Source organism: Chryseobacterium mucoviscidosis (genome assembly GCF_002177115.1).
GTDB lineage: Bacteria > Bacteroidota > Bacteroidia > Flavobacteriales > Weeksellaceae > Chryseobacterium > Chryseobacterium mucoviscidosis.
This window is the reverse complement of the sequence record NZ_MVAG01000105.1, coordinates 129,651-151,314: the sequence shown is the minus strand read 5'-3', so window position 1 is coordinate 151,314 and position 21,664 is coordinate 129,651. Positions and strand designations below refer to the sequence as shown.

At 36.0% G+C, this 21,664-nt stretch carries 25 protein-coding genes; 18 read left to right on the top strand and 7 right to left on the bottom strand.

What is annotated here, in order from left to right:
* The first annotated feature begins 1 nt into the window (after position 1).
* From B0E34_RS07680 to B0E34_RS07595, 18 genes are all read left to right on the top strand, one after another.
* Positions 2 to 757 (top strand): ABC transporter ATP-binding protein, encoded by a 756-nt coding sequence (locus B0E34_RS07680; protein ID WP_076396306.1) that lies wholly within the window; start codon positions 2 to 4, stop codon positions 755 to 757.
* Positions 744 to 2,012: an ABC transporter permease gene (locus tag B0E34_RS07675; protein WP_087708365.1), complete on the top strand. Its 1,269-nt coding sequence runs from the start codon at positions 744 to 746 to the stop codon at positions 2,010 to 2,012. Before B0E34_RS07680 ends, B0E34_RS07675 begins: the two co-directional genes overlap by 14 nt.
* 114 nt (positions 2,013 to 2,126) lie before the next feature.
* Positions 2,127 to 2,507 carry a GxxExxY protein gene (locus B0E34_RS07670; RefSeq protein WP_087708363.1) on the top strand — a complete coding sequence of 127 codons (381 nt, stop codon included), beginning with the start codon at positions 2,127 to 2,129 and terminating at the stop codon, positions 2,505 to 2,507.
* Between the two features lie 165 nt (positions 2,508 to 2,672).
* Positions 2,673 to 3,095 carry an acyl-CoA thioesterase gene (locus B0E34_RS07665; RefSeq protein WP_087708472.1) on the top strand — a complete coding sequence of 141 codons (423 nt, stop codon included), beginning with the start codon at positions 2,673 to 2,675 and terminating at the stop codon, positions 3,093 to 3,095.
* The gene (locus tag B0E34_RS07660) at positions 3,095 to 4,267 is read left to right on the top strand and encodes a beta-ketoacyl synthase N-terminal-like domain-containing protein (RefSeq protein ID WP_087708362.1); all 1,173 of its coding nucleotides are present in this window, start codon (positions 3,095 to 3,097) and stop codon (positions 4,265 to 4,267) included. Before B0E34_RS07665 ends, B0E34_RS07660 begins: the two co-directional genes overlap by 1 nt.
* Before the next feature lie 39 nt (positions 4,268 to 4,306).
* On the top strand, positions 4,307 to 4,558 hold the full coding sequence (locus tag B0E34_RS07655) for a hypothetical protein (RefSeq protein WP_087708360.1): 252 nt from the start codon (positions 4,307 to 4,309) through the stop codon (positions 4,556 to 4,558).
* Complete coding sequence (locus B0E34_RS07650; protein WP_087708358.1) at positions 4,555 to 4,842, top strand: type II toxin-antitoxin system RelE/ParE family toxin; 288 nt, start codon at positions 4,555 to 4,557, stop codon at positions 4,840 to 4,842. Before B0E34_RS07655 ends, B0E34_RS07650 begins: the two co-directional genes overlap by 4 nt.
* An 18-nt stretch (positions 4,843 to 4,860) precedes the next feature.
* Complete coding sequence (locus B0E34_RS07645) at positions 4,861 to 5,400, top strand: 3-oxoacyl-ACP synthase (protein ID WP_087708356.1); 540 nt, start codon at positions 4,861 to 4,863, stop codon at positions 5,398 to 5,400.
* A 110-nt stretch (positions 5,401 to 5,510) separates the two neighbouring features.
* Positions 5,511 to 5,768 carry a phosphopantetheine-binding protein gene (locus B0E34_RS07640; protein ID WP_076396292.1) on the top strand — a complete coding sequence of 86 codons (258 nt, stop codon included), beginning with the start codon at positions 5,511 to 5,513 and terminating at the stop codon, positions 5,766 to 5,768.
* A gap of 81 nt (positions 5,769 to 5,849) precedes the next feature.
* Positions 5,850 to 7,049, top strand: a complete 1,200-nt coding sequence (locus B0E34_RS07635) for a beta-ketoacyl-[acyl-carrier-protein] synthase family protein (protein ID WP_087708354.1) — start codon at positions 5,850 to 5,852, stop codon at positions 7,047 to 7,049.
* A complete protein-coding gene (locus B0E34_RS07630) occupies positions 7,046 to 8,107 on the top strand; it encodes a beta-ketoacyl synthase N-terminal-like domain-containing protein (protein ID WP_087708352.1) in 1,062 nt (353 codons plus the stop codon). The genes B0E34_RS07635 and B0E34_RS07630 overlap by 4 nt, the downstream gene beginning before the upstream one ends.
* A gap of 263 nt (positions 8,108 to 8,370) precedes the next feature.
* A complete protein-coding gene (locus tag B0E34_RS07625; RefSeq protein ID WP_087708351.1) occupies positions 8,371 to 9,114 on the top strand; it encodes a polysaccharide deacetylase family protein in 744 nt (247 codons plus the stop codon).
* A 109-nt stretch (positions 9,115 to 9,223) separates the two neighbouring features.
* A complete protein-coding gene (gene lolA2, locus B0E34_RS07620; protein ID WP_087708349.1) occupies positions 9,224 to 9,850 on the top strand; it encodes a flexirubin biosynthesis/transport protein LolA2 in 627 nt (208 codons plus the stop codon).
* Positions 9,816 to 10,451 (top strand): flexirubin biosynthesis protein LolB2, encoded by a 636-nt coding sequence (gene lolB2 / locus B0E34_RS07615; protein WP_087708347.1) that lies wholly within the window; start codon positions 9,816 to 9,818, stop codon positions 10,449 to 10,451. Before lolA2 ends, lolB2 begins: the two co-directional genes overlap by 35 nt.
* Before the next feature lie 6 nt (positions 10,452 to 10,457).
* Positions 10,458 to 11,069 carry an outer membrane beta-barrel protein gene (locus B0E34_RS07610; RefSeq protein WP_087708345.1) on the top strand — a complete coding sequence of 204 codons (612 nt, stop codon included), beginning with the start codon at positions 10,458 to 10,460 and terminating at the stop codon, positions 11,067 to 11,069.
* A gap of 132 nt (positions 11,070 to 11,201) precedes the next feature.
* A complete protein-coding gene (locus B0E34_RS07605; RefSeq protein ID WP_087708343.1) occupies positions 11,202 to 11,579 on the top strand; it encodes an ApeI family dehydratase in 378 nt (125 codons plus the stop codon).
* Positions 11,579 to 12,055, top strand: coding sequence for a hypothetical protein (locus B0E34_RS07600; RefSeq protein WP_087708339.1), 477 nt, complete (start codon positions 11,579 to 11,581; stop codon positions 12,053 to 12,055). Before B0E34_RS07605 ends, B0E34_RS07600 begins: the two co-directional genes overlap by 1 nt.
* Positions 12,056 to 12,078: 23 nt before the next feature.
* Entirely contained in the window at positions 12,079 to 13,251 is a 1,173-nt protein-coding gene (locus B0E34_RS07595) for a DUF2062 domain-containing protein (protein WP_087708337.1), read from the top strand.
* A 5-nt stretch (positions 13,252 to 13,256) separates the two neighbouring features.
* On the opposite strand, the gene B0E34_RS07590 is transcribed toward B0E34_RS07595, so the two are convergent.
* From B0E34_RS07590 to flxA, 7 genes are all read right to left on the bottom strand, one after another.
* Positions 13,257 to 14,909, bottom strand: a complete 1,653-nt coding sequence (locus B0E34_RS07590; RefSeq protein ID WP_228423036.1) for a C45 family autoproteolytic acyltransferase/hydrolase — start codon at positions 14,907 to 14,909, stop codon at positions 13,257 to 13,259.
* Positions 14,910 to 15,015: 106 nt separating this feature from the next.
* Complete coding sequence (locus B0E34_RS07585; protein ID WP_087708335.1) at positions 15,016 to 16,554, bottom strand: phytoene desaturase family protein; 1,539 nt, start codon at positions 16,552 to 16,554, stop codon at positions 15,016 to 15,018.
* Between the two features lie 246 nt (positions 16,555 to 16,800).
* Positions 16,801 to 17,685: a lysophospholipid acyltransferase family protein gene (locus B0E34_RS07580; protein ID WP_087708334.1), complete on the bottom strand. Its 885-nt coding sequence runs from the start codon at positions 17,683 to 17,685 to the stop codon at positions 16,801 to 16,803.
* Positions 17,686 to 17,719: 34 nt separating this feature from the next.
* Complete coding sequence (locus B0E34_RS07575; RefSeq protein ID WP_087708469.1) at positions 17,720 to 17,974, bottom strand: acyl carrier protein; 255 nt, start codon at positions 17,972 to 17,974, stop codon at positions 17,720 to 17,722.
* A gap of 4 nt (positions 17,975 to 17,978) precedes the next feature.
* Positions 17,979 to 19,142, bottom strand: a complete 1,164-nt coding sequence (locus B0E34_RS07570; RefSeq protein ID WP_228423035.1) for a beta-ketoacyl-[acyl-carrier-protein] synthase family protein — start codon at positions 19,140 to 19,142, stop codon at positions 17,979 to 17,981.
* A gap of 131 nt (positions 19,143 to 19,273) precedes the next feature.
* Positions 19,274 to 20,005: a flexirubin biosynthesis SDR family reductase FlxB gene (flxB, locus tag B0E34_RS07565; RefSeq protein ID WP_076396267.1), complete on the bottom strand. Its 732-nt coding sequence runs from the start codon at positions 20,003 to 20,005 to the stop codon at positions 19,274 to 19,276.
* Positions 20,006 to 20,080: 75 nt separating this feature from the next.
* The gene (gene flxA / locus B0E34_RS07560) at positions 20,081 to 21,601 is read right to left on the bottom strand and encodes a flexirubin biosynthesis tyrosine ammonia-lyase FlxA (protein ID WP_185117446.1); all 1,521 of its coding nucleotides are present in this window, start codon (positions 21,599 to 21,601) and stop codon (positions 20,081 to 20,083) included.
* Between the last annotated feature and the right edge of the window lie 63 nt (positions 21,602 to 21,664).

Sequence of the window (21,664 nt, the reverse complement as noted above, 5' to 3'; positions counted from 1 at the left end):
CGTGGAACATTTCATAGAAATAAAAAATCTCTACAAAAAATATAAAAATGCAGAAGACTTTTCTGTAAACGATATTTCGCTGAGTATTGCCAAAAACGAAATCTACGGAATTCTCGGACCTAACGGAGCCGGAAAAACAACATTGATTTCCATGCTTTCCGGATTGATAAAACCGACTTCCGGACATTTTACAATTGACGGACTTTCGCCTCAGAAGAACGGTTTCAGACTGAGACAAATCATTGGAATTGTTCCGCAGGAATATGCTTTATATCCAACTTTAACAGCAAGAGAAAATTTAATGTTTTTCGGAAGTCTTTACGGATTGAGTCATAAAAATTTAAAGAATTCGATCACTGAATCTCTGGAAATCATGGGTTTGTCGAAATTTGCAGACAAAAAAGTGGAACAGTTTTCCGGAGGAATGAAGCGCCGCTGTAATCTGATTGCAGGAACCCTTCATAACCCGAAAGTTTTATTTCTGGATGAACCTACTGTTGGTGTGGATGTTCAGTCTAAAAAAGCGATTATCGATTATCTTTTGGATTTAAATAAAAAAGGAACGTGCATCATCTACACTTCCCATCACCTTTCGGAAGCGGAAGAATTCTGTACCAAAATTGCCATCATCGATCATGGGAAAATCCATGCTGTCGGAACACCTGAAGAATTAATCAGTAAGGTTTCCAATGCAGAAAATTTAGAAGACGTTTTTATATCATTAACCGGAAAAGAATTACGAGATGTTGTTGTATAAATTGTGGCGGAGTTTCATCAAGGAGATTCTTTTGCTGAAAAGAGATATCGGAGGAATTGTCATCATTTTTGTGATGCCTTTGCTGCTGATTATCACCATTACTTTAATTCAGGATTCTACCTTTAAAAATCTGGAAGGCACAAAAATTCCGATTATTTTTATTGATAACGACAAATCTGAGATTTCACAAAACATCAAAAAAGAGTTCGAAAATGGTAAAACCTTCGAGCTTCTTACCAATTTCACCGAAGAATCTGCCGAAAAAGCAGTTTTCGGAGGAGATTATCAGATGGCCATTGTTATTCCGAAAAATTTAACGAAGAACATCAATTCCAATGTAGAATCTAAAGTTCAGGCAATCGTCAGTTCATTTGGGCTTGAAAATGACTCGCCATCTGTGAAGGAAAGTCCCGTTAAATCTGATGATATTCATTTGTACTTTGATCCGGCAACCAATATCGGTTTCAAAAACAATGTGATGACCGCCGTCAACAAAATGGTTTTTGAAATTGAGAACAAAAAGATCTACAAAGCCTTTCAGGATCAGTTGGGAACTACGGAAGATCTCGGAAAAACTAAAAATTTAATCAGCTTTAAAGAAATCACTCCGAAAAAAGGAAAAACAGACATCATGCCGAATTCCGTTCAGCATAATGTTCCGGCTTGGGCGCTGTTTGCGATATTCTTTATTGTGGTTCCTCTGTCTATTAATCTGGTTAAAGAAAAAAGTCAGGGAACAAGTGTAAGAGCGAGAATCAGCCCGACTCCGTATTTCGTTCATATTTTAGGAAAAACATTTACGTATCTCATCATCTGTGTGATCCAGTTTTTACTGATGGTTGCAGTGGGAATTTATCTTTTCCCATACATGGATCTTCCGCAATTTGACGTTACCGGAAAAATGTTTCCACTTATTGTCGTGACCATTTTTGCAGGTTTGGCAGCCATCGGATTTGGCGTACTTTTAGGAACGATTGCCAATACGCAGGAGCAGTCGGCTCCGTTTGGTGCGACTTCTGTGGTGGTTTTGGCAGCAGTCGGCGGAATCTGGGTTCCCGTATTTTTAATGCCTGAATTTATGCAGACCATCGCCAAATTCTCTCCGATGAACTGGGGATTAAATGCTTATTATGATATTATTTTAAGAAACAGCGGAATTGTAGGAATTGCGAAAGAAATCATTTTCCTTTTTCTATTTTATATAGCAATGGTCGCAATTTCATTATTTTATGAAAGAAAACAAAATGCTGTTTAGGATTAACCACTAAGACTCAAAGTTTTTCACAAAGAGCTCAAGCATTTATTGTATGTCCCTTGTGGAATCTATTGTGACCTTTGTGGTAAAAATAATTATAAAACACAAAATGATATGAATGAAAATGAAGTTTCAAAAGTTATCTTTGATGCAGGATTAAAAGTTCATCGCCAACTTGGAGCCGGACTTTTAGAAAGCGCATACGAAGAATCTCTGTACTATGAGTTACAGAAATCCGGATTACTGATAGAAAAACAGAAACCAATGCCATTAATTTATGATGACATAAAACTTGACATTGGCTATAGGATTGATTTATTGGTTGAGAGAAAAGTTGTTGTTGAAATAAAATCCGTAGAATCATTAAATGAAATTCATATTGCTCAAGTTTTAACGTATTTAAAATTAAGCAATTGTAAATTAGGTTTATTGATTAATTTTAACTCAGTTTTATTTAAAAATGGGGTTAAAAGATTAATCAACGGAACGATATAAAATTAGAATATTTATTGTGAACATTGTGTATAATTTTGTGAACTTAGGGGTTTATTCACCACGAAAAATACAAGTTTTTTAACACAGAAAAAGAAAATGTGAAAAATTTATTTTGTGAACCTTGTGAAAAACTTTGTGCCCTTTGTGGTAAAAAAAGAAAACAAAATGCAGTCTAAAGAAAATTTAACTTGTACGGAACAAGTCCGCGTAAGATTCAACGAAACAGATCCGTTGGGAATTGTGTGGCACGGACATTATATTGTTTATTTCGAGGACGGAAGAGAAGCTTTCGGAAGACAGCACGGTTTGACTTATCTTGATATCCAAAAAGCAGGATATGTAACGCCGATTGTAAAAAGCACCTGCGAACATTTTCTGCCTTTAAAATATGGCGAAACGTTCAGAATTGTCACAACGTTCGTCAATTCAAATTCTGCGAAATTGATTTATAAATACGAGCTTTTCAACGAAGAAAATAAATTGGTATGTTCAGGGGAAACCATTCAGGTTTTTCTGGATTCCGATAACAATTTATGTTTATATAATCCTGAGTTTTTTCAGGAATGGAAAGATAAAATGGGACTCTGATGAAGAAAGAAGTTTATATTACAGATTATAACTGCGTCACGCCTTTAGGTTTTGATGTTTCTTCAAACTGGAATGCTCTTGTAGAAGGAAAATCTGGTGTAGGTTTACATAAAATCATCGAAAATCAGGAGCCTTTTTATGCTTCGATGATTGATTCTGAAAAATTAGATGAAGAATTTAACAGATTCTTCAACTCTGCACAGAAATCGGAGATTCAGCGTTTAGGCAATGACAACGTGAGCTTTACAAGGCTTGAAAAAATGTTTTTGCTGAGTTTAAAACCTTTGATTGAAAGACACCCGATTTCAGAAGAAACCGCTTTTATTTTATCTACCACAAAAGGAAATATCAGCTTGTTAAAAAATGAAAAAACTTTACCTGAAAGCGTTTTTCTTTCCAATTTAGCACAAAAAATAGCTGATTTTTTCAGGTTTCAAACAAAACCGATTGTAGTTTCCAACGCCTGTGTTTCGGGAGTCATGGCAATTGGTGTCGCTAAAAATATGATTCAGGCAGGAAAATATAAAGATGCTTTTGTTATTGCCGGAGATGAAATTTCAGAATTTGTGATTTCAGGTTTTAATTCTTTTCAGGCAATTGGAACCGAGATTTGCAAACCTTACGATAAAAACCGTGACGGAATCAATATCGGCGAAGCGGCAGCAGCGGTTTATATCACTTCAAAACGAGATGAGAACGAAAACTTTAGTTTTAAAATTCTGGGAGACTCTGCAATTAACGATGCAAACCATATTTCCGGACCTTCGAGAACGGGAGACGGATTGTTTGCAAGCATCAACAATGCCATGACAGAAGCTCAGGTTTCAGCAGAAAAAATAGACTTTATCTCCGCACACGGAACGGCAACCATTTATAATGACGAAATGGAAGCGATCGCTTTTAACAGAATGAATTTACAAAACATTCCTTTACATAGTTTAAAAGCGTATTATGGACACTGTTTGGGCGCATCGGGATTGCTGGAAAGTATCCTTTCCATGGAAAGTGCCTTGAATAAAACATTAATTCCATCTAAAAACTTTAAAGAAACAGGAACCTCCCAATCTTTGAACATTATCAGAGAAAACCAATCCGCAGAAATTAAATATATTCTGAAAACAGCTTCCGGTTTTGGAGGATGCAACGCCGCGATTGTTTTGGAAAAATGCTGAAAATAATTTTGTAATTTTATAAAATTAAAGTTTTAGGAAATGGAATCCACAGTAGACATCAGAAAAAGAATTCACGATTTCATCGATATTGCCGATGAAAGAATTTTGCGTATTTTCAAAGGAATTATTGATGCTGAAGAGGGAGATCAAGAATTAGAATCTTCAGATTATCCACAAGTTCCTGATTATATTTATGATCGAATTGAGGAAGAACGTGAAAAATATATGAAAGGAGAAGTAAAAACATCAAACTGGGAAGAAGTGAAAGAAAGATTGATGAAAAAATTATGATTTATCACTTTTCTTTATCTCCGAATGCTGAAAATGATTTGTTAGAAGCAGCCCTTTGGTACGAAAATCAACAAACCGGGCTTGGTGAAAAATTTATAAAAAAAGTTGAATCCTATTTTTTAAGAATTCAAAATCATCCATTTCACTTTCCCTTAAAAAAAGGAAACTTGCGTGAGGCTTACATTCAGAAGTTTCCTTATCTTATCATTTATCAAATTATCGGGGATAATATTATTGTTTTTGCTGTTTTCAACACCCATCAAAATCCAACAAAAAAGCCCTAATCTTTTTTAAACTTACTCATGAAGAAAACAGACATCTGCACCATAGAAAATTCAAAAATAGTTCTAAACAATGAGGTTATTTTTGAAACCCCGACTGAAAACTTCTCAGACTTTGCGAAAGAAGCTTATAAAAGTTTAGAGCTGAATTATCCGAAATTTCATAAAATGGATCATTTAAGCAAACTCGCTTTTCTCGCTTCTGAAATTATTCTCAAGGATGAAGACCAAAGCAGAACCGCATTGGTTTTCGCAAACAGATCATCAAGTTTAGACACGGATTTTAAATATCAGGAAAGCATCAATTCTCAGGAAAATTACTTTCCGAGTCCCGCGGTTTTTGTGTATACTTTACCGAATATCTGCGTAGGTGAAATCAGCATCAGACACAAAATGCAGACCGAAAATGCGTTTTTTGTTTTAGACGAATTGGATGAAGAATTTTTAAACAATTATTCAGCACAGCTTTTACAGTCCGGAAAGGCAGATAAAGTATTGTGCGGCTGGGTAGAACTATATCAGGAAAGTTACAAAGCTTTTGTATATTTGCTGACATTATAAATTTGATAATTTGAAAGTGTGCTGATTTGAAAATGTAAAATCATATCAATAAGGCATAACATTTAATACATTTTCAAATTGTCTCATTAACATATTTTCAAAATAATTTTATGGAAAACTTAAGAGAAGAATTAAAACACAAAATCATCGAAGTTCTTAATTTAGAAGACGTTGCAGTAGAAGAAATCAAAGATACAGATCCTTTATTTGGAGGAGGTCTTGGTTTGGATTCTATTGATGCTCTGGAGCTGATCGTTCTTTTGGATAAAGAATACGGAATAAAATTAGCCGATCCGAAAAAAGGAAAGGAGATTTTTACGTCCATCGAAACCATGGCAAAATTCATCGAAGAAAACAGAACAAAATAATTCAATCTAACAATGTATCAATTTAGCAATGTACCAATATTGTTAGGCTGTTAAACTGATACATTGGTACATTATTAAAAGATGGGTCAAAAAATTGCCATAACAGGAATGGGCATCATTTCCGCCATTGGAAACAATGTGGAGGAAAATCTGAGTTCGCTGACTTCCGGAAAGCACGGGATTTCAGACATTACTTTGTTTGAAACACGTCATAAAGGAAACATCAAAACAGGCGAAATCAAATTGTCTAATGAGGAACTTGCCGCAAAGCTTCAGCTCAAAGAAGATCATCATGCAACGAGAACCGCTTTGTTAGGAATGATGGCGGCAAAAGAAGCTGTGGAAAGTGCCGGAATTTCGGATATCAATGAATATAAAACGGGACTGATTTCTTCGACCAGCGTTGGCGGAATGGATGTTACCGAAAAATATTTCTACTCCTATGAAGACTTTCCTGAAAAGCAAAAATACATTGACTCTCACGATGCGGGAAATTCGTCTTTGTTAATCGCTGATTATCTCGGATTAAAAGGTATGGTTTCCACCATCAGTACAGCCTGCTCATCGGCGGCAAACGCCATTATGATGGGCGCAAAACTCATTAAAAACGGTGTTTTAGACCGTGTAATTGTCGGCGGAACAGATTCTCTTTCAAAATTTACTTTGAACGGTTTCAATACGTTGATGATTCTTACGGATTCTTACAACACCCCTTTTGACAACGACAGAAAAGGTCTGAATCTGGGTGAAGCTGCCGCTTTCATCGTTCTGGAATCGGATGAAGTGGTAAAAAAAGAAAATAAAAAAGTCTTAGGATATCTTTCGGGATACGGAAATGCCAATGATGCCCATCACCAAACTGCTTCTTCAGAAAACGGACAGGGAGCTTATTTAGCAATGGAAAAAGCATTAAAAGTTTCGGGCTTAGATAAAGAAAATATCGATTACATCAACGTTCACGGAACGGCAACGCCCAATAATGATCTTTCGGAAGGAATTGCGATGATCCGGATTTTCGGGGAAAACAACGTTCCGGAATTCAGTTCTACAAAAGCGTTTACCGGTCATACGCTCGCTGCGGCGGCGGGAATTGAAGCGGTGTATTCTCTTTTGGCGATTCAAAATAATATCATTTTCCCGAATCTGAATTTTAAAACAAAAATGGCAGAATTTGATTTAACGCCTGTAACGGAGCTTAAAGAGAAAAACATCAACCACGTTCTTTCCAATTCGTTTGGTTTTGGAGGAAATTGTTCAACTTTAATTTTCTCAAAATCATGAGTGCCATTTACATCAACAGTGCAGCCTGTATTTCAGCTCAGGACACTTTAAATGAAAATTTTTTCCGGAATCTCAAACCTGAAAATTCAGTTCAGGTTTTAAAAGCTATTGAACCTGTTTACAAAGAATTCATTCCTCCGGCAATGATCCGAAGAATGTCTAAAACGGTAAAAATGAGTTCCGTAGCTTCTCAATACGCTTTAAAAGAAGCAGGAATCGAAAATCCAGACGCCATTATTGTAGGAACCGGAATGGGCTGTTCTCAGGATTCTGAAAAGTTTCTGAAAAATGTTCTGGATAATCATGAAGAGTTTCTTACTCCGACCTATTTTATTCAGTCTACTCACAATACGGTTGCAGGACAAATTGCTTTGGGTTTGCAATGTCACGCGTACAATTTCACCTATGTAAATTCTTCTTCATCTCTGGAATTTTCTTTTTTAGACGGAAAATTACAAATCAATGACGGTGAAGCTGAAAACGTTCTGGTTGGTTCCACCGATGAACAGACCGAAAGAGTGATGGAACTGTACAAATTAAATAAAACCATTAAAAAAGAAGAAAATCTTCCGGTTGATTTTCTGAATTCTAAAACAGAAGGCGTCATTTGGGGAGAAGGTGCCAGTTTTTTTGTCTTAGGAAAAGATAAAACAGAAAGCTCTTACGCTCAATTAACGGATATTCAGATCACAAACAAATTAGATTTAGAAGAAGCTCAGCAGTTTATTGAAGATTTTTTAGCTAAAAATAATTTGACGAATAAAGATATCGATGCGGTTATTTTAGGATTCAGCGGAGATGTAAAATCGGATGTTTATTACAAAAATGCAATGGATCTGTTTGAAAATTCTGCTTTGCTGTATTATAAACATTTGAGTGGTGAATTTAATACGGCGAGTGGTTTTTCGACGTTTATGGCTTGTCATATTCTTAAAAATCAGGAGATTCCGGAAGTGATGATGATTAATGATCTGAAGAAAGGAGAGATTAAAAATGTTCTGCTTTACAATCATTTAGGAGGAAATGATCACAGTCTGGTTTTGTTAGGAAAGGCTTAAAAATTAAAACCTCACAGGTTTTTTGAAACCTGTGAGGTTTGGAACTTAAAAAATAAAGTAGAACAAATCTTGCTTTACAAACATTTAAAAGCAAATAATCACGGTCTGATTTTGTTGAGGAAAGCTTAAAAGTAAAACCTCACAGGTTTTTGAAACCTGTGAGGTTTAGAGTTAAAGCTCTTCATTCCGCTTCGCTCCATTCAGAATGACAGGGTGGATACAGATTGTGAATATTTTAAACCCAAAATTTAAAGACAATAAAGATGAAACACTATCTATTTATCTTATTTTATCTTTTCTGCAACGTTATTATTTTCGCGTTTCACGGAAGTTTTTGGGTGTATCTGTTCTGTTTTTTGCTTTTTTCTGCGCTTGTAATCTGGGGTTCTTTTGATATTGAATTGGGATATTTTGTCAACAGCATTACGCATAAAAGAACAAAAATCAATGAAGTGGCGCTGACTTTTGATGACGGTCCGACTGAATTCACTCCCAAATTTTTAGATCTTTTAAAAGAAAACAGCGTAAAAGCAACCTTTTTCTGCATTGGAAAACAGATTGAAAAATATCCTGAAACTTTTCAACGGATCATTGCGGAAGGTCATACCATTGGAAATCATACTTTATCCCACTCCAACAACACCGGTTTTTTATCGACATCAAAAATGACGGAAGAAATTGAAAAATGTGATGAAGTCATGCTGAAAACCGGAAATATAAAGACGAATTTGTACAGACCGCCTTTCGGAGTTACTAATCCGAATATTGCCAAAGCCATCAAAAAAACTGGCAAAAAAAGCATCGGATGGAACGTCCGTTCTCTTGATACGATGACAGAAGATGAAAAAAAAATCTACCAGAAAGTAACGAAAAATTTAAAAAAAGGAAGCATTGTCCTTCTTCATGATACTTCACAAAAAACGTACAATGTTTTGGAGGATTTATTAGTATTTTTGAAGCAGAAAAATTATTCAACTTTTACAATTGATAAGTTTGAAAGCCACTAAGTCCACAATGATTTCACCAGAAAGACAGGAATTATTAATAAATATTCTTTAATAGTGTCCTTTGTGAAACCCTTGTCATCCTTGTGGTTAAATTTAAAGACGTTAAACAATGATTAAAAATATAGCTTTAAGCACTCTTTTATTAATTTCGACTTTTGTCTTTGCGCAGAATACGGCAATGTCGGGAGCGGAAGCGAAAGCGTTTGTAACCAAAGTTTCTTCGGAAACAAAAGAAATAAAAACCTTACAATCAGATTTTATCCAGACCAAAAAGATGGATTTTTTGGATAAGAACATTGTCACCTACGGAAGAATGTCTCTGAAAACACCGAATATGCTAAGCTGGAAATACACAAAACCCTATCAATACAGCATTGTTTTTAAAGACAACAAAATATTGATTAATGATCAGGGTAAAAAATCTTCGGTGGATGCAAAAAGCAAAACATTTGAAAAAATCAACAAATTAATTGTAGGAAGCTCAAACGGACAGATGTTCAACGATCCTGAATTCTCTGTTTCTTACCTAAAGAACGCGACTTCGAATATCGCCAAATTTACTCCGAAATCGGCTCAGCTTTTAAAATACATCAAGCAGATCGAGCTGCATTTTCCTAAAAATCAATCTACGGTTTCACAGGTAAATATGACGGAATCTTCGGGAGACACCACGAATATTGTTTTCAAAAACACCAAGATCAATGCGACTGTTGCAGCTTCGGAATTTAGCTTATAGTCTGATTTTCATTCTGTTTGCTTCATGCAAAACGTATAAGCTTACTGATGTAAAACCGATTTCGTCTTCTGAAAAAACAGTTGAGAATTTATACTTTTCTTCCAAAGAAGATTATGTGTATAAATGTCAGATGGATATTTATAAAAATCATGTGAGCGGAATTTTAATTATCAAAAAAATCAGCGAAACGACCCATCGTGTGGTTCTGACTTCTGATTTTGGGAATAAACTGATTGATTTTGAGATTTCTGAGGATGATTTTAAGCTGAATTACGTTCTTCCTGATCTGGATAAAAAAATCGTGATTAATTTTTTAAGGAATGATTTTCAGCAGCTTCTGAAGCAGAAATATCCTGTAACAGAAAGTTTTGAAAACGAAAATTCTAAGATTTACCTTTCAAAAATGGATAAGAAGGGGTATTATTTGTTCTTCAACAAAGAAAATAATCTGTTAAAACAAATCGTTTACACGAAAAACAAAAAGGAAAAGATCGATTTTACATTTGATGCAAAGAAAAATACATTTGCAGACAGTCTTAATTTACAGCATAAAGATTTTAAAATCAATATAAAACTATTCCAGATCACCGAAAACCAATAACCTTACATGAAAACAAAGATTTTTGCCTTGCTGATTCTGATCTCCGGATTTTTATCAGCTCAGGTTACTTTCAATCCCGGAATAAGAGCGGGAATAAATTTTGCCAATCTTACGAACCGAAGCAATGAAACCTTTTATCTCCATGAAGATGAAAACCCGGAAAAAGTAATTCATACAAGCCTGAAAACAGTAACTGATTTCTACTTTGGATTACAGGGAAACATTAGATTTACAGAACGTTATGCTTTGCAACCGGAAGTTAACTATTCCAGACAGGGAACCAATTTACAGTACACTACAGAAAACGGAGTTCTTCCGGAAAAAAGACTGCATTACAATTTTATCGGGGTACAGCTTACAAATAAAATTTATATTAAAAATTTCAGTGTTTTTGCCGGTCCGTTTCTGGATTTGGCTGTCGGCGAAAACAATTCCGGACTAGATCTGGGTTTTTCGGGAGGTCTTGGTTATGATATTTTTAAAAATCTGGGGGTTGAAGTAAGAATTAAAAAAGGTTTTGCGTCGATGCTGGGTCACGAAAATTCTTCTTTCCTGTTTTCCAATTCAAATATGGTTTTTCAGATTGGCGGTTATTACACGTTCCATTTTAAGAAATAGAATTGATGTTGATGACCAAAACCATTTTCTTTTCCTTTCAAAAAAACATATCTTCGCGAAGGTTTAAATATTAAATTTTTTGAAATTTTAAAATTCAGAAAAAGATTTCAAATAACTGAAACAGAATACATCATGCAGACAATACTTACAGACTTTTATACGTTACAATCCTACGAAAAAACGGAAAGCGGAAGTTTCACCGCGCAGATTTCCCTGAATAAAGATCACGATATTTTTAAGGGACATTTTCCGGGAAATCCTGTAACACCGGGAGTTTGTATGATGCAGATCGTGAAGGAACTTACGGAAGAATTTACCGGATCTTCATTATTTTTAAAAACGGCATCGAATGTAAAGTTTATGGCAATCATCAATCCTTTTGAAACGCCTGATCTGAAAATTCAGCTTGATATTACTGAAAATGAAGGAGATGTAAAAGTAAAGAACACGACTTCTTTTGGCGAGACTATTGCATTAAAAATGTCGGTAAATTATCAAAAATTGACATAATGAAAGTTTTATTTTCACTTATCGCCGCTTTTATGCTTTTTTTTCAGTCGGGACTTGAATCTCTGAGAGAAAGTTATGCCAAAGCAAGCAGCTCTAATGCCAATACAGAAGCATTCATCAGTTTAGCTGAAAAAACTTCAGGATCGGATGCAGCCATTCAGGGATACAAAGCAGCGGCGCAGATTATGGAGGCAAAAATTTCCAAAAACAACAGGAAAGCTCTGGTAAAATCGGGAGCAACCAATCTTGAAGCGGTTATTAAAAGCAATCCGAATAATGCAGAACTGAGACTAATCCGCATGAGCGTTCAGGAAAACATTCCGAAAATTGTAGGTTACAGAGGAAGTCTTAAAGATGATAAAATATTTCTTATTAATAATTACAGCAAACAGAATTCTGCTTTAAAAAGTTATATTAAAAAATTTGCCGCACAGTCTAAAACCATGACGGAGACTGAAAAGGCAAATTTTAAATAAAACACGATTAACCAACTATTTACATGAACCTTTCCGAAGTACGAAATGCAATCTCTGAAAAGAAAATTTGTATTTTAATTCCTACTTATAACAATGAAAAAACTCTGAAAAGGGTAATCGACGGTGTTCTGGATTACACGGAAGATATTATTGTTGTAAATGACGGTTCTACGGATGCTACGAAAGAGATTTTAAGAAGCTATCCTCACCTCGAAGTTATTGATTTACCGGAAAATAAAGGAAAAGGAAATGGTTTAAAAATTGGCTTTAGAAAAGCTAAAGAACTCGGTTATCATTACGCCATTACGATTGATTCCGACGGACAGCATTATCCGGATGATATTCCTGTTTTTGTGGAGGCTTTGCTGAATGAAAAGGAAGATGTTTTATTGATTGGGAACCGAAATATGTCTCAGGACGGAATTCCGAAGAAAAGCAGTTTCGGAAACCGTTTTTCTAATTTCTGGTTCTGGTTTGAAACCGGAATCAAGCTTGAAGACACCCAATCCGGCTATCGATTATATCCTTTACACAAAATTCCCAAGAAATATTTTACGCCAAAGTTTGAATTTGAAATTGAAATCATTGTAAGAACAGCTTGGAGACATATTCCGGTTAAAAATGTTCCGGTGAAGGTTCTTTATGATCCTGCGGAAAGAGTTTCTCACTTCAGACCTTTTAAAGATTTTACGAGGATCAGTATTCTGAATACAATTCTGGTAACCATTACTTTGCTTTATATTATTCCGCGAAACTTCGTGAATAATTTCAAAAAAAAAAGCATTAAAAGATTCATAAAAGAAGATGTTCTGGAAAGTGACGGAAGCAACAGAATTAAAGCTTTTTCGATTGCTTTGGGCGTTTTTGTGGGCTTTTCTCCGTTCTGGGGATTTCATACGCTGATTGTTATTTCTCTTTCTGTACTATTCAAGCTGAATAAAGTGCTTGCCTTTTTTGCATCCAATGTAAGTTTACCACCTTTTATTCCCTTCATTATTGCCGCTTCGCTGTTTCTGGGTTCTCCTTTTGTACATGGAGACAGCAATATTTTCAGTCAGGAATTAAATTTTGATCTGGTGAAAAATAATCTGTTGCAGTACGTTATCGGAAGTTTCATTCTGGCGACTTCTGCCTCTGCGATTTTAGGTGCAGCCACTTTTCTTTTCCTGAATAAGGTGAGCCCTGATAAAAATTAAACCCTTTATTTCAGTTTTTTCACTGTTTTTCTCAGATATTTCTCCACATTTTCTCTATCCGGAATGGTTGTAATTTCTTTGGTTAATGCTTTTTCAAATTCTGTTTTTGCTTTTGCATATTCTTTCTTGTTAAAATAATATTTTCCTGCCTGAAAATAAACGAGCCAGAAATCAGGATTTAAAGATTGATAACGGGACAGAAAATCGTCGGTGAGTAAAACATCTCCTTCAATTCCCTTTTCCACTTCTTCACTCATTATTTTGTACTGTTCGTAATTTTCAAATTCCTGAGAATTGAGGAAAGGATCTTTTGCAATATTCAGTTCAGATTTTGCAAACGCACCGCTTTTTAATCTTTTATCCGAAAAAATTTCATTCAGATCATAACAGACAAATTCTCCCAACTGATAAGGATTTGCAGAAACCCATACCAGTTTTTTCTGAGGTGCAAAAATTACCGCATGATGCGCCAAAAGCTGATTGATGGCTTTTTCGTTTCCAAACCCGATCTTCTCTCCTTTCAAGCCGGATTTGTCTCTTAAAATCGCAGCCATTTTTTCGGGATTGAGCTTTTTATTTTCCGCTAAAAGTTCCTGCAGCTTTTCGTAGCGGTATTCTGAATGACTTTCCGCAATATGTTTCAGATTTCTTTTATCATTTTTATAAGCCTCCGACTGGAAATGGTTGGTGCAAAATACACGGCTTGTATTTTCCACTTCATACACCCCAAAATTATCCGGAGAAACTTCAATAATCACTGCATTTTTATCATTCGCACTTCCGACCAGAATAGATTCCGAGACGAAAACTTTTCTCTTTTCTGCAATGGCAATTGCTTCATCAATGGTTCTGGCATATTGTAAAATTTCTCTTGTCACCAGAGAAATAGGAGTTTTTGCAGCCAGTGGAATTTTAGATTTTCCGGCGTTAATGGTAACGGTAATTCCTTCTTTGTTCATCCCTGAAACGACTCCGACCATTCCTGCCCAAGTTACAGAAAGATAAGGGATTCCGTCTTCCGGCTGAACGAATTCTATGACCTTATTTTTAGCAAAATCATCTCCCACGTAAAAGTCGAAATTTCTTCCGATAAGCAGATCTCCGTCTTCTGTATTTTCGTTCCAGACCGCAAGAGAAGTACAGCCCACCATCATTAAATCCTGCATGGCATGACCAATGTCGTGTGCTCCGTGCAAATACATACTTCGCAGAAACTTTGGCGCGATGAAATTGTATTGATCCGAAGAATATTGAGACATTCCGTAGATTTCTGCCTGAAAATCTTCCCTTACATTAAGATACATTTTCCGGTTGTACCATTTCAGGAAACCTCGCAGTAAATTTTGTTTAAACTTTGACGGAACAAATCCTTCAATTTTGGAAAAGAAAATTTCTTCCTGTTTCTGCATCAGATTCTGGGTTAAAGCTCCGTTATTGTAGCCTAATTGCAGAGGATTTCCCTGAATATACAATTCCCAGATCTGCTGCTTATTTTTTGTTAAATAATTCTGATTGAAACTAAAAGTGGAATCGTTTATTTTATTAACCTTCGGAATATCAAGCGAATATTGTTTTACATCGGGAATATGTTTGATGGATTTTCTTATTCCGCAAGAGTTGAGGAAAAGGATAAGGTTTAGACTGAGAAAAATTAAGATTAGAGTTTTGTCATTTCGACGAAAGGAGAAATCTATTTTTTTACGTTTAGATTCTTCATTCCACTTCGTTTCGTTCAGAATGACAGACTGCACATTAGTATTACCTTTATTTTTCACCTTTATTTTTATTAATCAGTTGTGTTAATCTTTCATCAATCAGCTCTTTTCCGAGAATTTCTGCACAGGTATTGAATGCGCCGATCGTACAGCCCAAAATTCCGTGCATATTGACGGACTGTCCTGTAAGAAAGAGATTGTCGATTTTCGTGCGTGGAGAAACCATTGTTTTCAGAGGATTTTCGGAACTTTTCATATAACCGTACATATTTCCGTTAAAACTTCCGATATAATCGCGATAAGACAATGGTGAAGAGGTATAAAAATGCTTAACTGACTTTCTTAAATCAGGAAACTTCTTTTCTAAAGCATCGATCATTTTTTCAGCTTTTTCCAGCTTAAATTTTTCATACAACGCTCCTCTTTCATATTTGTCTGCAACGGTATTGACAGTTTCCTTCCACGCTTCCACTTCCTGAAAATCCATGTAGGAAATGGCGGTGAGACTTTCTGCAAAACCGGGATTGTGTCTGGATTCTGTTGAAGAAAGCATATACGTTTCAGGCCATTTTTCTTTTTGATAACGATGGGCATTCCAGACCATTTCCTCATTGGCAAAATGGTAAATATTATAATTGAAATTCTGAAAAGATTGCGGTTTCATCACGAGATAAACACTGAAACACGACGGAACAGGTTCCCAACTTATAATTCTGTTGACAAATGATTTTTTAAGCCTTTCTTCACCAAGAAGTTTCAGGGTTGTCCGAATTTCAATATTTGAGATGAATTTTTTCGCAAAATATTCTTTTCCTTCTGAAGTTTTTACTCCGGATAACATATTGTTTTCATCAAAAATAAATTCGGAAACTTCAGCGTGTTTGTGTACTTCTGCTCCATATTCACGAAGCCTGCGAATCAGCAGTTTTGAAATCTGGCTTCCTCCTTTTATGCATTTGTAAGCACTTTGAATATAAGAATTTACGGTAAGTGCATGAACGTAAAACGGAACGTTTTCAGAATCTCCAGCGTATAAAAAATTAGAACCCAATAAAACGGACTGCAGCTTTTTATTCGAGGTTAAAGATTCAATAAATCTTTTGGTATTTAAGTGAAGAATTTCCTCGTTATAATTGTCTTTTCCCACAAGATTATATCTGGGAAACTGGCTGCAAACCCTCTGAATTTCTTCACAATAGTCTTCTAAATTGTCTTTTTCTTCGGGAAAGTATTCTGATAACTGTTCAACAAAATTTCTGTAGCCTTGTGCATGAGGATATTCGGTTTCATCGTCTCCGAAAGTGATTTTGTCGTAGCCGTTCTCGTCCATCTTATGAAGCTGAAGTTCATCCATAATTCCCAGATAGGAAAAATACTGATGAAGATTCTGCCCTTTGGAAAGTCCTCCTAAATAGTGAACTCCGGTATCGAAGATGAGTTTGTCGCGGGAAAAGGTCTGTAAATTTCCGCCGTACTGGTTGTTTTTCTCCAGAACGCATACCTTCAAACCTTCCTTCGCCAGAACAAGCGCTGAAACAAGACCGCCCAATCCGCTGCCGATTACGAGTATGTCGAACGTTTTTTTCAAGGAGGAAAGTGTCTTTAATGATTTTGAATTTTAAAACGCAACGTCCACAAAGATTTTTCTTAATCGCTTCCTGTTTTTAAGTTCGCAAAACGAAGTTTCGCCGAATCCAATGAATCAATCATAAAATTGAGGCAAAGGCGTTAACACTCAGCAAAGATAAAAGGAAACTTAGGACTTTATTTTAAATCTCTAAATCATTTAATGTTTGAGTTAAATATTAGTTTTCTAAAGGTAAAAGTAGGAAATTTAATTAATATCGTCCCAAAAATCAAAATAATTGAACCATTGGAGCGGATATTTTTTGATCATGGATTCAAGATTTTGGGTGTAAGAGTTCAAAAGTCCCTGTGCATCGCGTTTTTTGACGTTTTGGGCAACTCTTGCGTACAAATGATAATGCAGATTTTTTTCTTTCATCACATACACATACACGACCGGAACGCCTAATCTGGAAGCAATGAGAAAAGGTCCTGCAGGAAATTTCGCTGTTTTACCCAGCAATTCGCTCTCTAAAAATTTAGAACCTTCAAAATATCGGTCTCCGGTAAAGCAAATGAGCTCGTTTTTAGACAAGGCTTCATTGATGTCGAAAATATGGGACATATCTTCTTTCACGTAGATGAATTTAATGCTGCTTGCTTTTACGGAAACACTTTCAAGGTATTCTTTAATGACTGTAACTTCCTGATCTGTTGTCACTAAGTTGATCTGACAGTCGAAATCGATATCGGCAAAGAAATGTTCGGCAATTTCAAAATTCCCGATGTGCGCACTGATGAGAACGCCACCTTTTTTTTCGGCTAAAAGGTTTCTGAGGTTTTCAATTCCATCAAATTCGTAGGTATATTTATCGCGTAATCCTGCTGAAATAGCAGTTTTATCAATAAGAACGGTTCCGAAAGTGAAATAGCTTTGAAACAGAGAAAGTTTTGTTTTCCAGAAGCCATACTTCAGTCTTTCTGAAAAATAATAACGGTAGTATCTGTTGCTGTTTTTCTCGAACAAAAAATAATAGAACGCAACAAAGTAAAGCACTACATATGAACTTCTGATCCCGATATTTCTAATGCACCAGACGAAAATTTTGTAGCCCAGAATCGTCCCTTTAGATTTACCTTTCCATTTGTTCATATTTTTTGTTCTTAACGCAAAGAAGCTAAATCAATTATAGGCTTTTTTCAGTAATCTTGTTTTCGATCACGGTATAAAAATCGTCAAAAGTCACTATATTTTTGAAGTCTGCTTCACCCAATTTCACTCCGAAATTAGATTCGATAACCACTACAAGATCAATATAATCTAAGCTGTCTAAACCCAGCGTTTTTTTAAAGTTTGCATCATTGCTGATTTCATCGCCGTCTACTTCAAATTCGTTGACTAAAAAGTCATTGGCAATCGCAATAATCTTTTCCCTTTCCATGTTTTTAATTAAATTTTTTAACAATTAATGCAGAGTTGGTTCCCCCAAATCCGAAAGAATTCGACAAAAATACATCAATTTTTTGACTTTTTGTTTCAGCAACCAAATTTATCCTTTTCGCCTCATCATCAGGATTTTCCAGATTGATATTCGGGGCTACAAAATCGTTCTGCATCATCAGAATAGAGTAAATGACTTCACTCGCACCAGCCATCCAGCATTCATGACCGGTCATTGATTTTGTTGAACTTACCGGAACTTCACTTCCGAAAATTTCGAAAATGGCTTTTGCTTCATTGGCGTCACCAATTGGTGTAGACGTCGCATGAGCATTAATATAATCAATATCTTTTGCCGATAATCCTGATTGTTTTAAAGCGCGATCCATTGCTAAAGCCGGTCCGTCTACATTGGGTGTGGAAATATGTCCTCCGTTGGAAGAAAATCCATACCCGACAATTTCCGCGATGATATTAGCTCCTCTTTTTTGGGCAGATTCTAAGCTTTCAACAATTAAAGTTGCTGCCCCTCCACTCGGAATTAATCCGTCTCTGTCTTTATCAAAAGGTCTTGATGCTTTTGTGGGTTCATTTTCGCGTACTGAAAAAACGCCCAATCCATCAAAGCTCGCCATTGAATATTTATTGGTTTCCTGTGCTCCTCCGCAAATAATCATCTCCTGAAAACCGTTTTTAATCATCATATAAGCCAATCCCAAAGAATGAGATCCGCTTGCACAGGCTGCACTAATGGTTAAATTGATCCCTCTCAGTTTAAAAATGGTCGAAAGGTTCATGGTAACGGTAGAGTTCATCGATTTAAAAATGGCTCCTGAACCCATTAACGTTGTATCTTTTTTCTCTCTCGCTATATCGATAGATTCTACCACTGCCTTGGAAACACTGTCGTTCCCGTATAAAATTCCGACTTCGTTATTGTCTAAGAAATCCTGGTCTATATTTGCCTGTTGTAAGGCATCAAGCGTTGCGATGTAGGCATATTCGCTTTCTTCGCCCATGCTTACGCGCTGTCTGCGGCTGAGAAGATTTTTGAGATCCGGCTTCGGAACTACGCCCGTTAATCCCGATCTGAAACCAAATTCTTTTCTTTCGTCTACTAAATGAATTCCGGATTTTCCCTGAAATAAAGATTCTTTCACTTCTTCCAAAGAAGTTCAGATGCAGGAATAAATTCCCATTCCGGTAATGACAACCCTATTTTCCATGTAATGTTCAAGGTTTTAGGTTTTAGGTTTTGGGTTGCAGCTCACAACTGCTACCTTTTATCTGCCACCTGATTTTATGAGTAGATTCCTCCGTTAATATTGATGACTTCGCCTGTAATGTACGATGACTTTTTAGACGCTAAAAATGCGACTAAATCTGCCACTTCTTCTGCTTCCCCGAATCGGTTTGCAGGAATCATTGCTTTTAATTCGTCTTCATTGAATTCCTGCGTCATGTCTGTTTTTATGAATCCCGGTGCAACCGCGTTTACGGTGATGTTTCTTTTCGCCACTTCCTGAGCCAGCGCTTTTGTAGCTCCTACCAAAGCACCTTTCGCCGCAGAATAATTGGTTTGTCCTGCTGTTCCTTTCACTCCGGAAACAGAAACCATATTGATGATTCTGCCGTATTTATTGCGCAGCAGTTTCTGGATAAAGAAATTCGTCACGTTGAAAAAACCGTTTAAACTGGTGTTAATCACTGCGTTCCAGTCTTCACTCGGCATCCACATGAACAATCCGTCTCTTGTAATTCCGGCATTATTTACGATCACCTCAACAACGGATTTAGGATTATTTTCCTGCCATTCTGTTAAAACTTTTTGAGTTTCTTCGGCATTTCCTACGTCAAATTTCAAAATTTCTCCGGTAGATCCCAATTCTTCAACTTTAGCTAACGTTTCTTTAGCTGCCGCTTCGTTTGAAGTGTAGTTGATTAAAATATGATAGTTCTTTTCTTCTGCCAGTTTTATACAGATAGCTCTTCCAATTCCTCTTGAGCCTCCTGTGACGATTGCACATTTCATGTGTTGCTTATGTAGTTTTAGTTTTTTGTGTATATTTTCCTTTCCTTAAGTATGACAATTAATTTCCTTAAAAAATTACATTGCCTTTAAATATTTCTTCACTTCTTCCAGATAAGGATACATTACCATATCATCTGAAAAAGCAGGAATTATTTTTCTTATTTCATCATACAATTCTTTGGTTGCTGATGAAATTTTATCCTGAAAACCAAGATATTCTATTGCCTGAACAATGGTAATAGCTTCAATCGTCAACACCTCGAATGCATTTTCGATTACTTTTCTGCAAATAACCGCTGCATTGGTTCCCATACTTACAATATCCTGATTATCATTGTTATTAGGAATACTGTGAACATACATCGGATTGGACAACATCTGGCTTTCCGCCGTTGTAGAAGTTGCCGTAAACTGAACACCCTGCATCCCGAAATTGAATCCTAGTTTGCCTAAATTCACAAACGGAGGCAAAATTTCGTTGATTTTAGAATTTAAAAGATAATTTAATTGTCTTTCTGCCAACATTGTTAATTTGGTGACCACAATTTTCAGCTTATCCATTTCAAGGGAAATGTAATCGCCGTGGAAATTTCCGCCGTGGTAAACGTGCTGATCTTCTACATTGATGATTGGATTATCATTTGCCGAATTGATCTCGTTTTCCAATACTTTTTCCGTATATTCCAACGTATCTAAAACAGGTCCCAAAATCTGAGGAACACATCGTAAAGAATAATATTCCTGAACTTTTTCCTTGAAAACTTTTTCCTGCTCTTCAAAGTGAGTATATAAATGATCGGCTCTTTTTCTGATTAATTGACTGTCAGACAAATGAGCACGCATTTTTTCTGCAATTTTCTGCTGTCCTTCGTGAAGTTTTGTTCCGTTCAGCACTTCTGATAAATGATCGTCGTACGCCTGAACAATTTCATTAATTGCGCAGGATAACTTAATGGAAATATCGGTTAACTGATTCGCTTTATGGGCATTAACGACTCCAATTCCGGACATCACGGACGTTCCGTTCATCAAAGCCAGTCCTTCACGAATTTCTACCTGAATCGGCTGTAAGTTTTCGATCTCAAAAACTTCCTTTGTTGATTTTCTTTCTCCTTTATAGAAAACTTCTCCTTCCCCGATCAATACCAACGCAAGATGTGCCAACTGAACCAGATCTCCGCTTGCTCCAACGCCTCCATGTTCAAAAATAAGCGGCGTAATATCTCTGTTTATTAATTCTTTAAGTAAATTTACTACAGAATGATGAACGCCCGATTTTCCTAATGATAAGGTATTCAGTCTTGCCAACATACAGGCTTTTGCTTCGTCTGCCGGAAGCGGATTCCCGATCCCCGAAGAATGGCTTCTGATTAAGTTATACTGAAGCTGATGGGTATCTTCATCGCTGATTTTGAACTGCGCCATGGGTCCGAAACCTGTGTTTACCCCATAAATTACTTTATTCTTTGAAAATTCTTTTAAAAACTGAAAGCTCTCATCCACTCTGGCAAGAAGTGTTTCATCCAGTTCTATTTTCTCATTGTTGATGATGACTTTCTTAAAGTCGCTCAGTTCTAAAAAGTTATTTATTTTCATCAATTAAAAAGTAATAAGATAATTTTGTAATTATTAATTAATTGTCATTAATTTTGCGGCAAA

What these genes read in the sequence shown, in the direction of transcription:
- B0E34_RS07675 (WP_087708365.1), top strand. Translation starts at nt 744, where the DNA reads ATGTTGTTGTATAAATTGTGGCGGAGTTTCATCAAGGAGATTCTTTTG.
- B0E34_RS07670 (WP_087708363.1), top strand. Translation starts at nt 2,127, where the DNA reads ATGAATGAAAATGAAGTTTCAAAAGTTATCTTTGATGCAGGATTAAAA.
- B0E34_RS07665 (WP_087708472.1), top strand. Translation starts at nt 2,673, where the DNA reads ATGCAGTCTAAAGAAAATTTAACTTGTACGGAACAAGTCCGCGTAAGA.
- B0E34_RS07660 (WP_087708362.1), top strand. Translation starts at nt 3,095, where the DNA reads ATGAAGAAAGAAGTTTATATTACAGATTATAACTGCGTCACGCCTTTA.
- B0E34_RS07655 (WP_087708360.1), top strand. Translation starts at nt 4,307, where the DNA reads ATGGAATCCACAGTAGACATCAGAAAAAGAATTCACGATTTCATCGAT.
- B0E34_RS07650 (WP_087708358.1), top strand. Translation starts at nt 4,555, where the DNA reads ATGATTTATCACTTTTCTTTATCTCCGAATGCTGAAAATGATTTGTTA.
- B0E34_RS07645 (WP_087708356.1), top strand. Translation starts at nt 4,861, where the DNA reads ATGAAGAAAACAGACATCTGCACCATAGAAAATTCAAAAATAGTTCTA.
- B0E34_RS07640 (WP_076396292.1), top strand. Translation starts at nt 5,511, where the DNA reads ATGGAAAACTTAAGAGAAGAATTAAAACACAAAATCATCGAAGTTCTT.
- B0E34_RS07635 (WP_087708354.1), top strand. Translation starts at nt 5,850, where the DNA reads ATGGGTCAAAAAATTGCCATAACAGGAATGGGCATCATTTCCGCCATT.
- B0E34_RS07630 (WP_087708352.1), top strand. Translation starts at nt 7,046, where the DNA reads ATGAGTGCCATTTACATCAACAGTGCAGCCTGTATTTCAGCTCAGGAC.
- B0E34_RS07625 (WP_087708351.1), top strand. Translation starts at nt 8,371, where the DNA reads ATGAAACACTATCTATTTATCTTATTTTATCTTTTCTGCAACGTTATT.
- lolA2 (WP_087708349.1), top strand. Translation starts at nt 9,224, where the DNA reads ATGATTAAAAATATAGCTTTAAGCACTCTTTTATTAATTTCGACTTTT.
- lolB2 (WP_087708347.1), top strand. Translation starts at nt 9,816, where the DNA reads ATGCGACTGTTGCAGCTTCGGAATTTAGCTTATAGTCTGATTTTCATT.
- B0E34_RS07610 (WP_087708345.1), top strand. Translation starts at nt 10,458, where the DNA reads ATGAAAACAAAGATTTTTGCCTTGCTGATTCTGATCTCCGGATTTTTA.
- B0E34_RS07605 (WP_087708343.1), top strand. Translation starts at nt 11,202, where the DNA reads ATGCAGACAATACTTACAGACTTTTATACGTTACAATCCTACGAAAAA.
- B0E34_RS07600 (WP_087708339.1), top strand. Translation starts at nt 11,579, where the DNA reads ATGAAAGTTTTATTTTCACTTATCGCCGCTTTTATGCTTTTTTTTCAG.
- B0E34_RS07595 (WP_087708337.1), top strand. Translation starts at nt 12,079, where the DNA reads ATGAACCTTTCCGAAGTACGAAATGCAATCTCTGAAAAGAAAATTTGT.
- B0E34_RS07580 (WP_087708334.1), bottom strand. Translation starts at nt 17,685, where the DNA reads ATGAACAAATGGAAAGGTAAATCTAAAGGGACGATTCTGGGCTACAAA.
- B0E34_RS07575 (WP_087708469.1), bottom strand. Translation starts at nt 17,974, where the DNA reads ATGGAAAGGGAAAAGATTATTGCGATTGCCAATGACTTTTTAGTCAAC.
- flxB (WP_076396267.1), bottom strand. Translation starts at nt 20,005, where the DNA reads ATGAAATGTGCAATCGTCACAGGAGGCTCAAGAGGAATTGGAAGAGCT.
- flxA (WP_185117446.1), bottom strand. Translation starts at nt 21,601, where the DNA reads ATGAAAATAAATAACTTTTTAGAACTGAGCGACTTTAAGAAAGTCATC.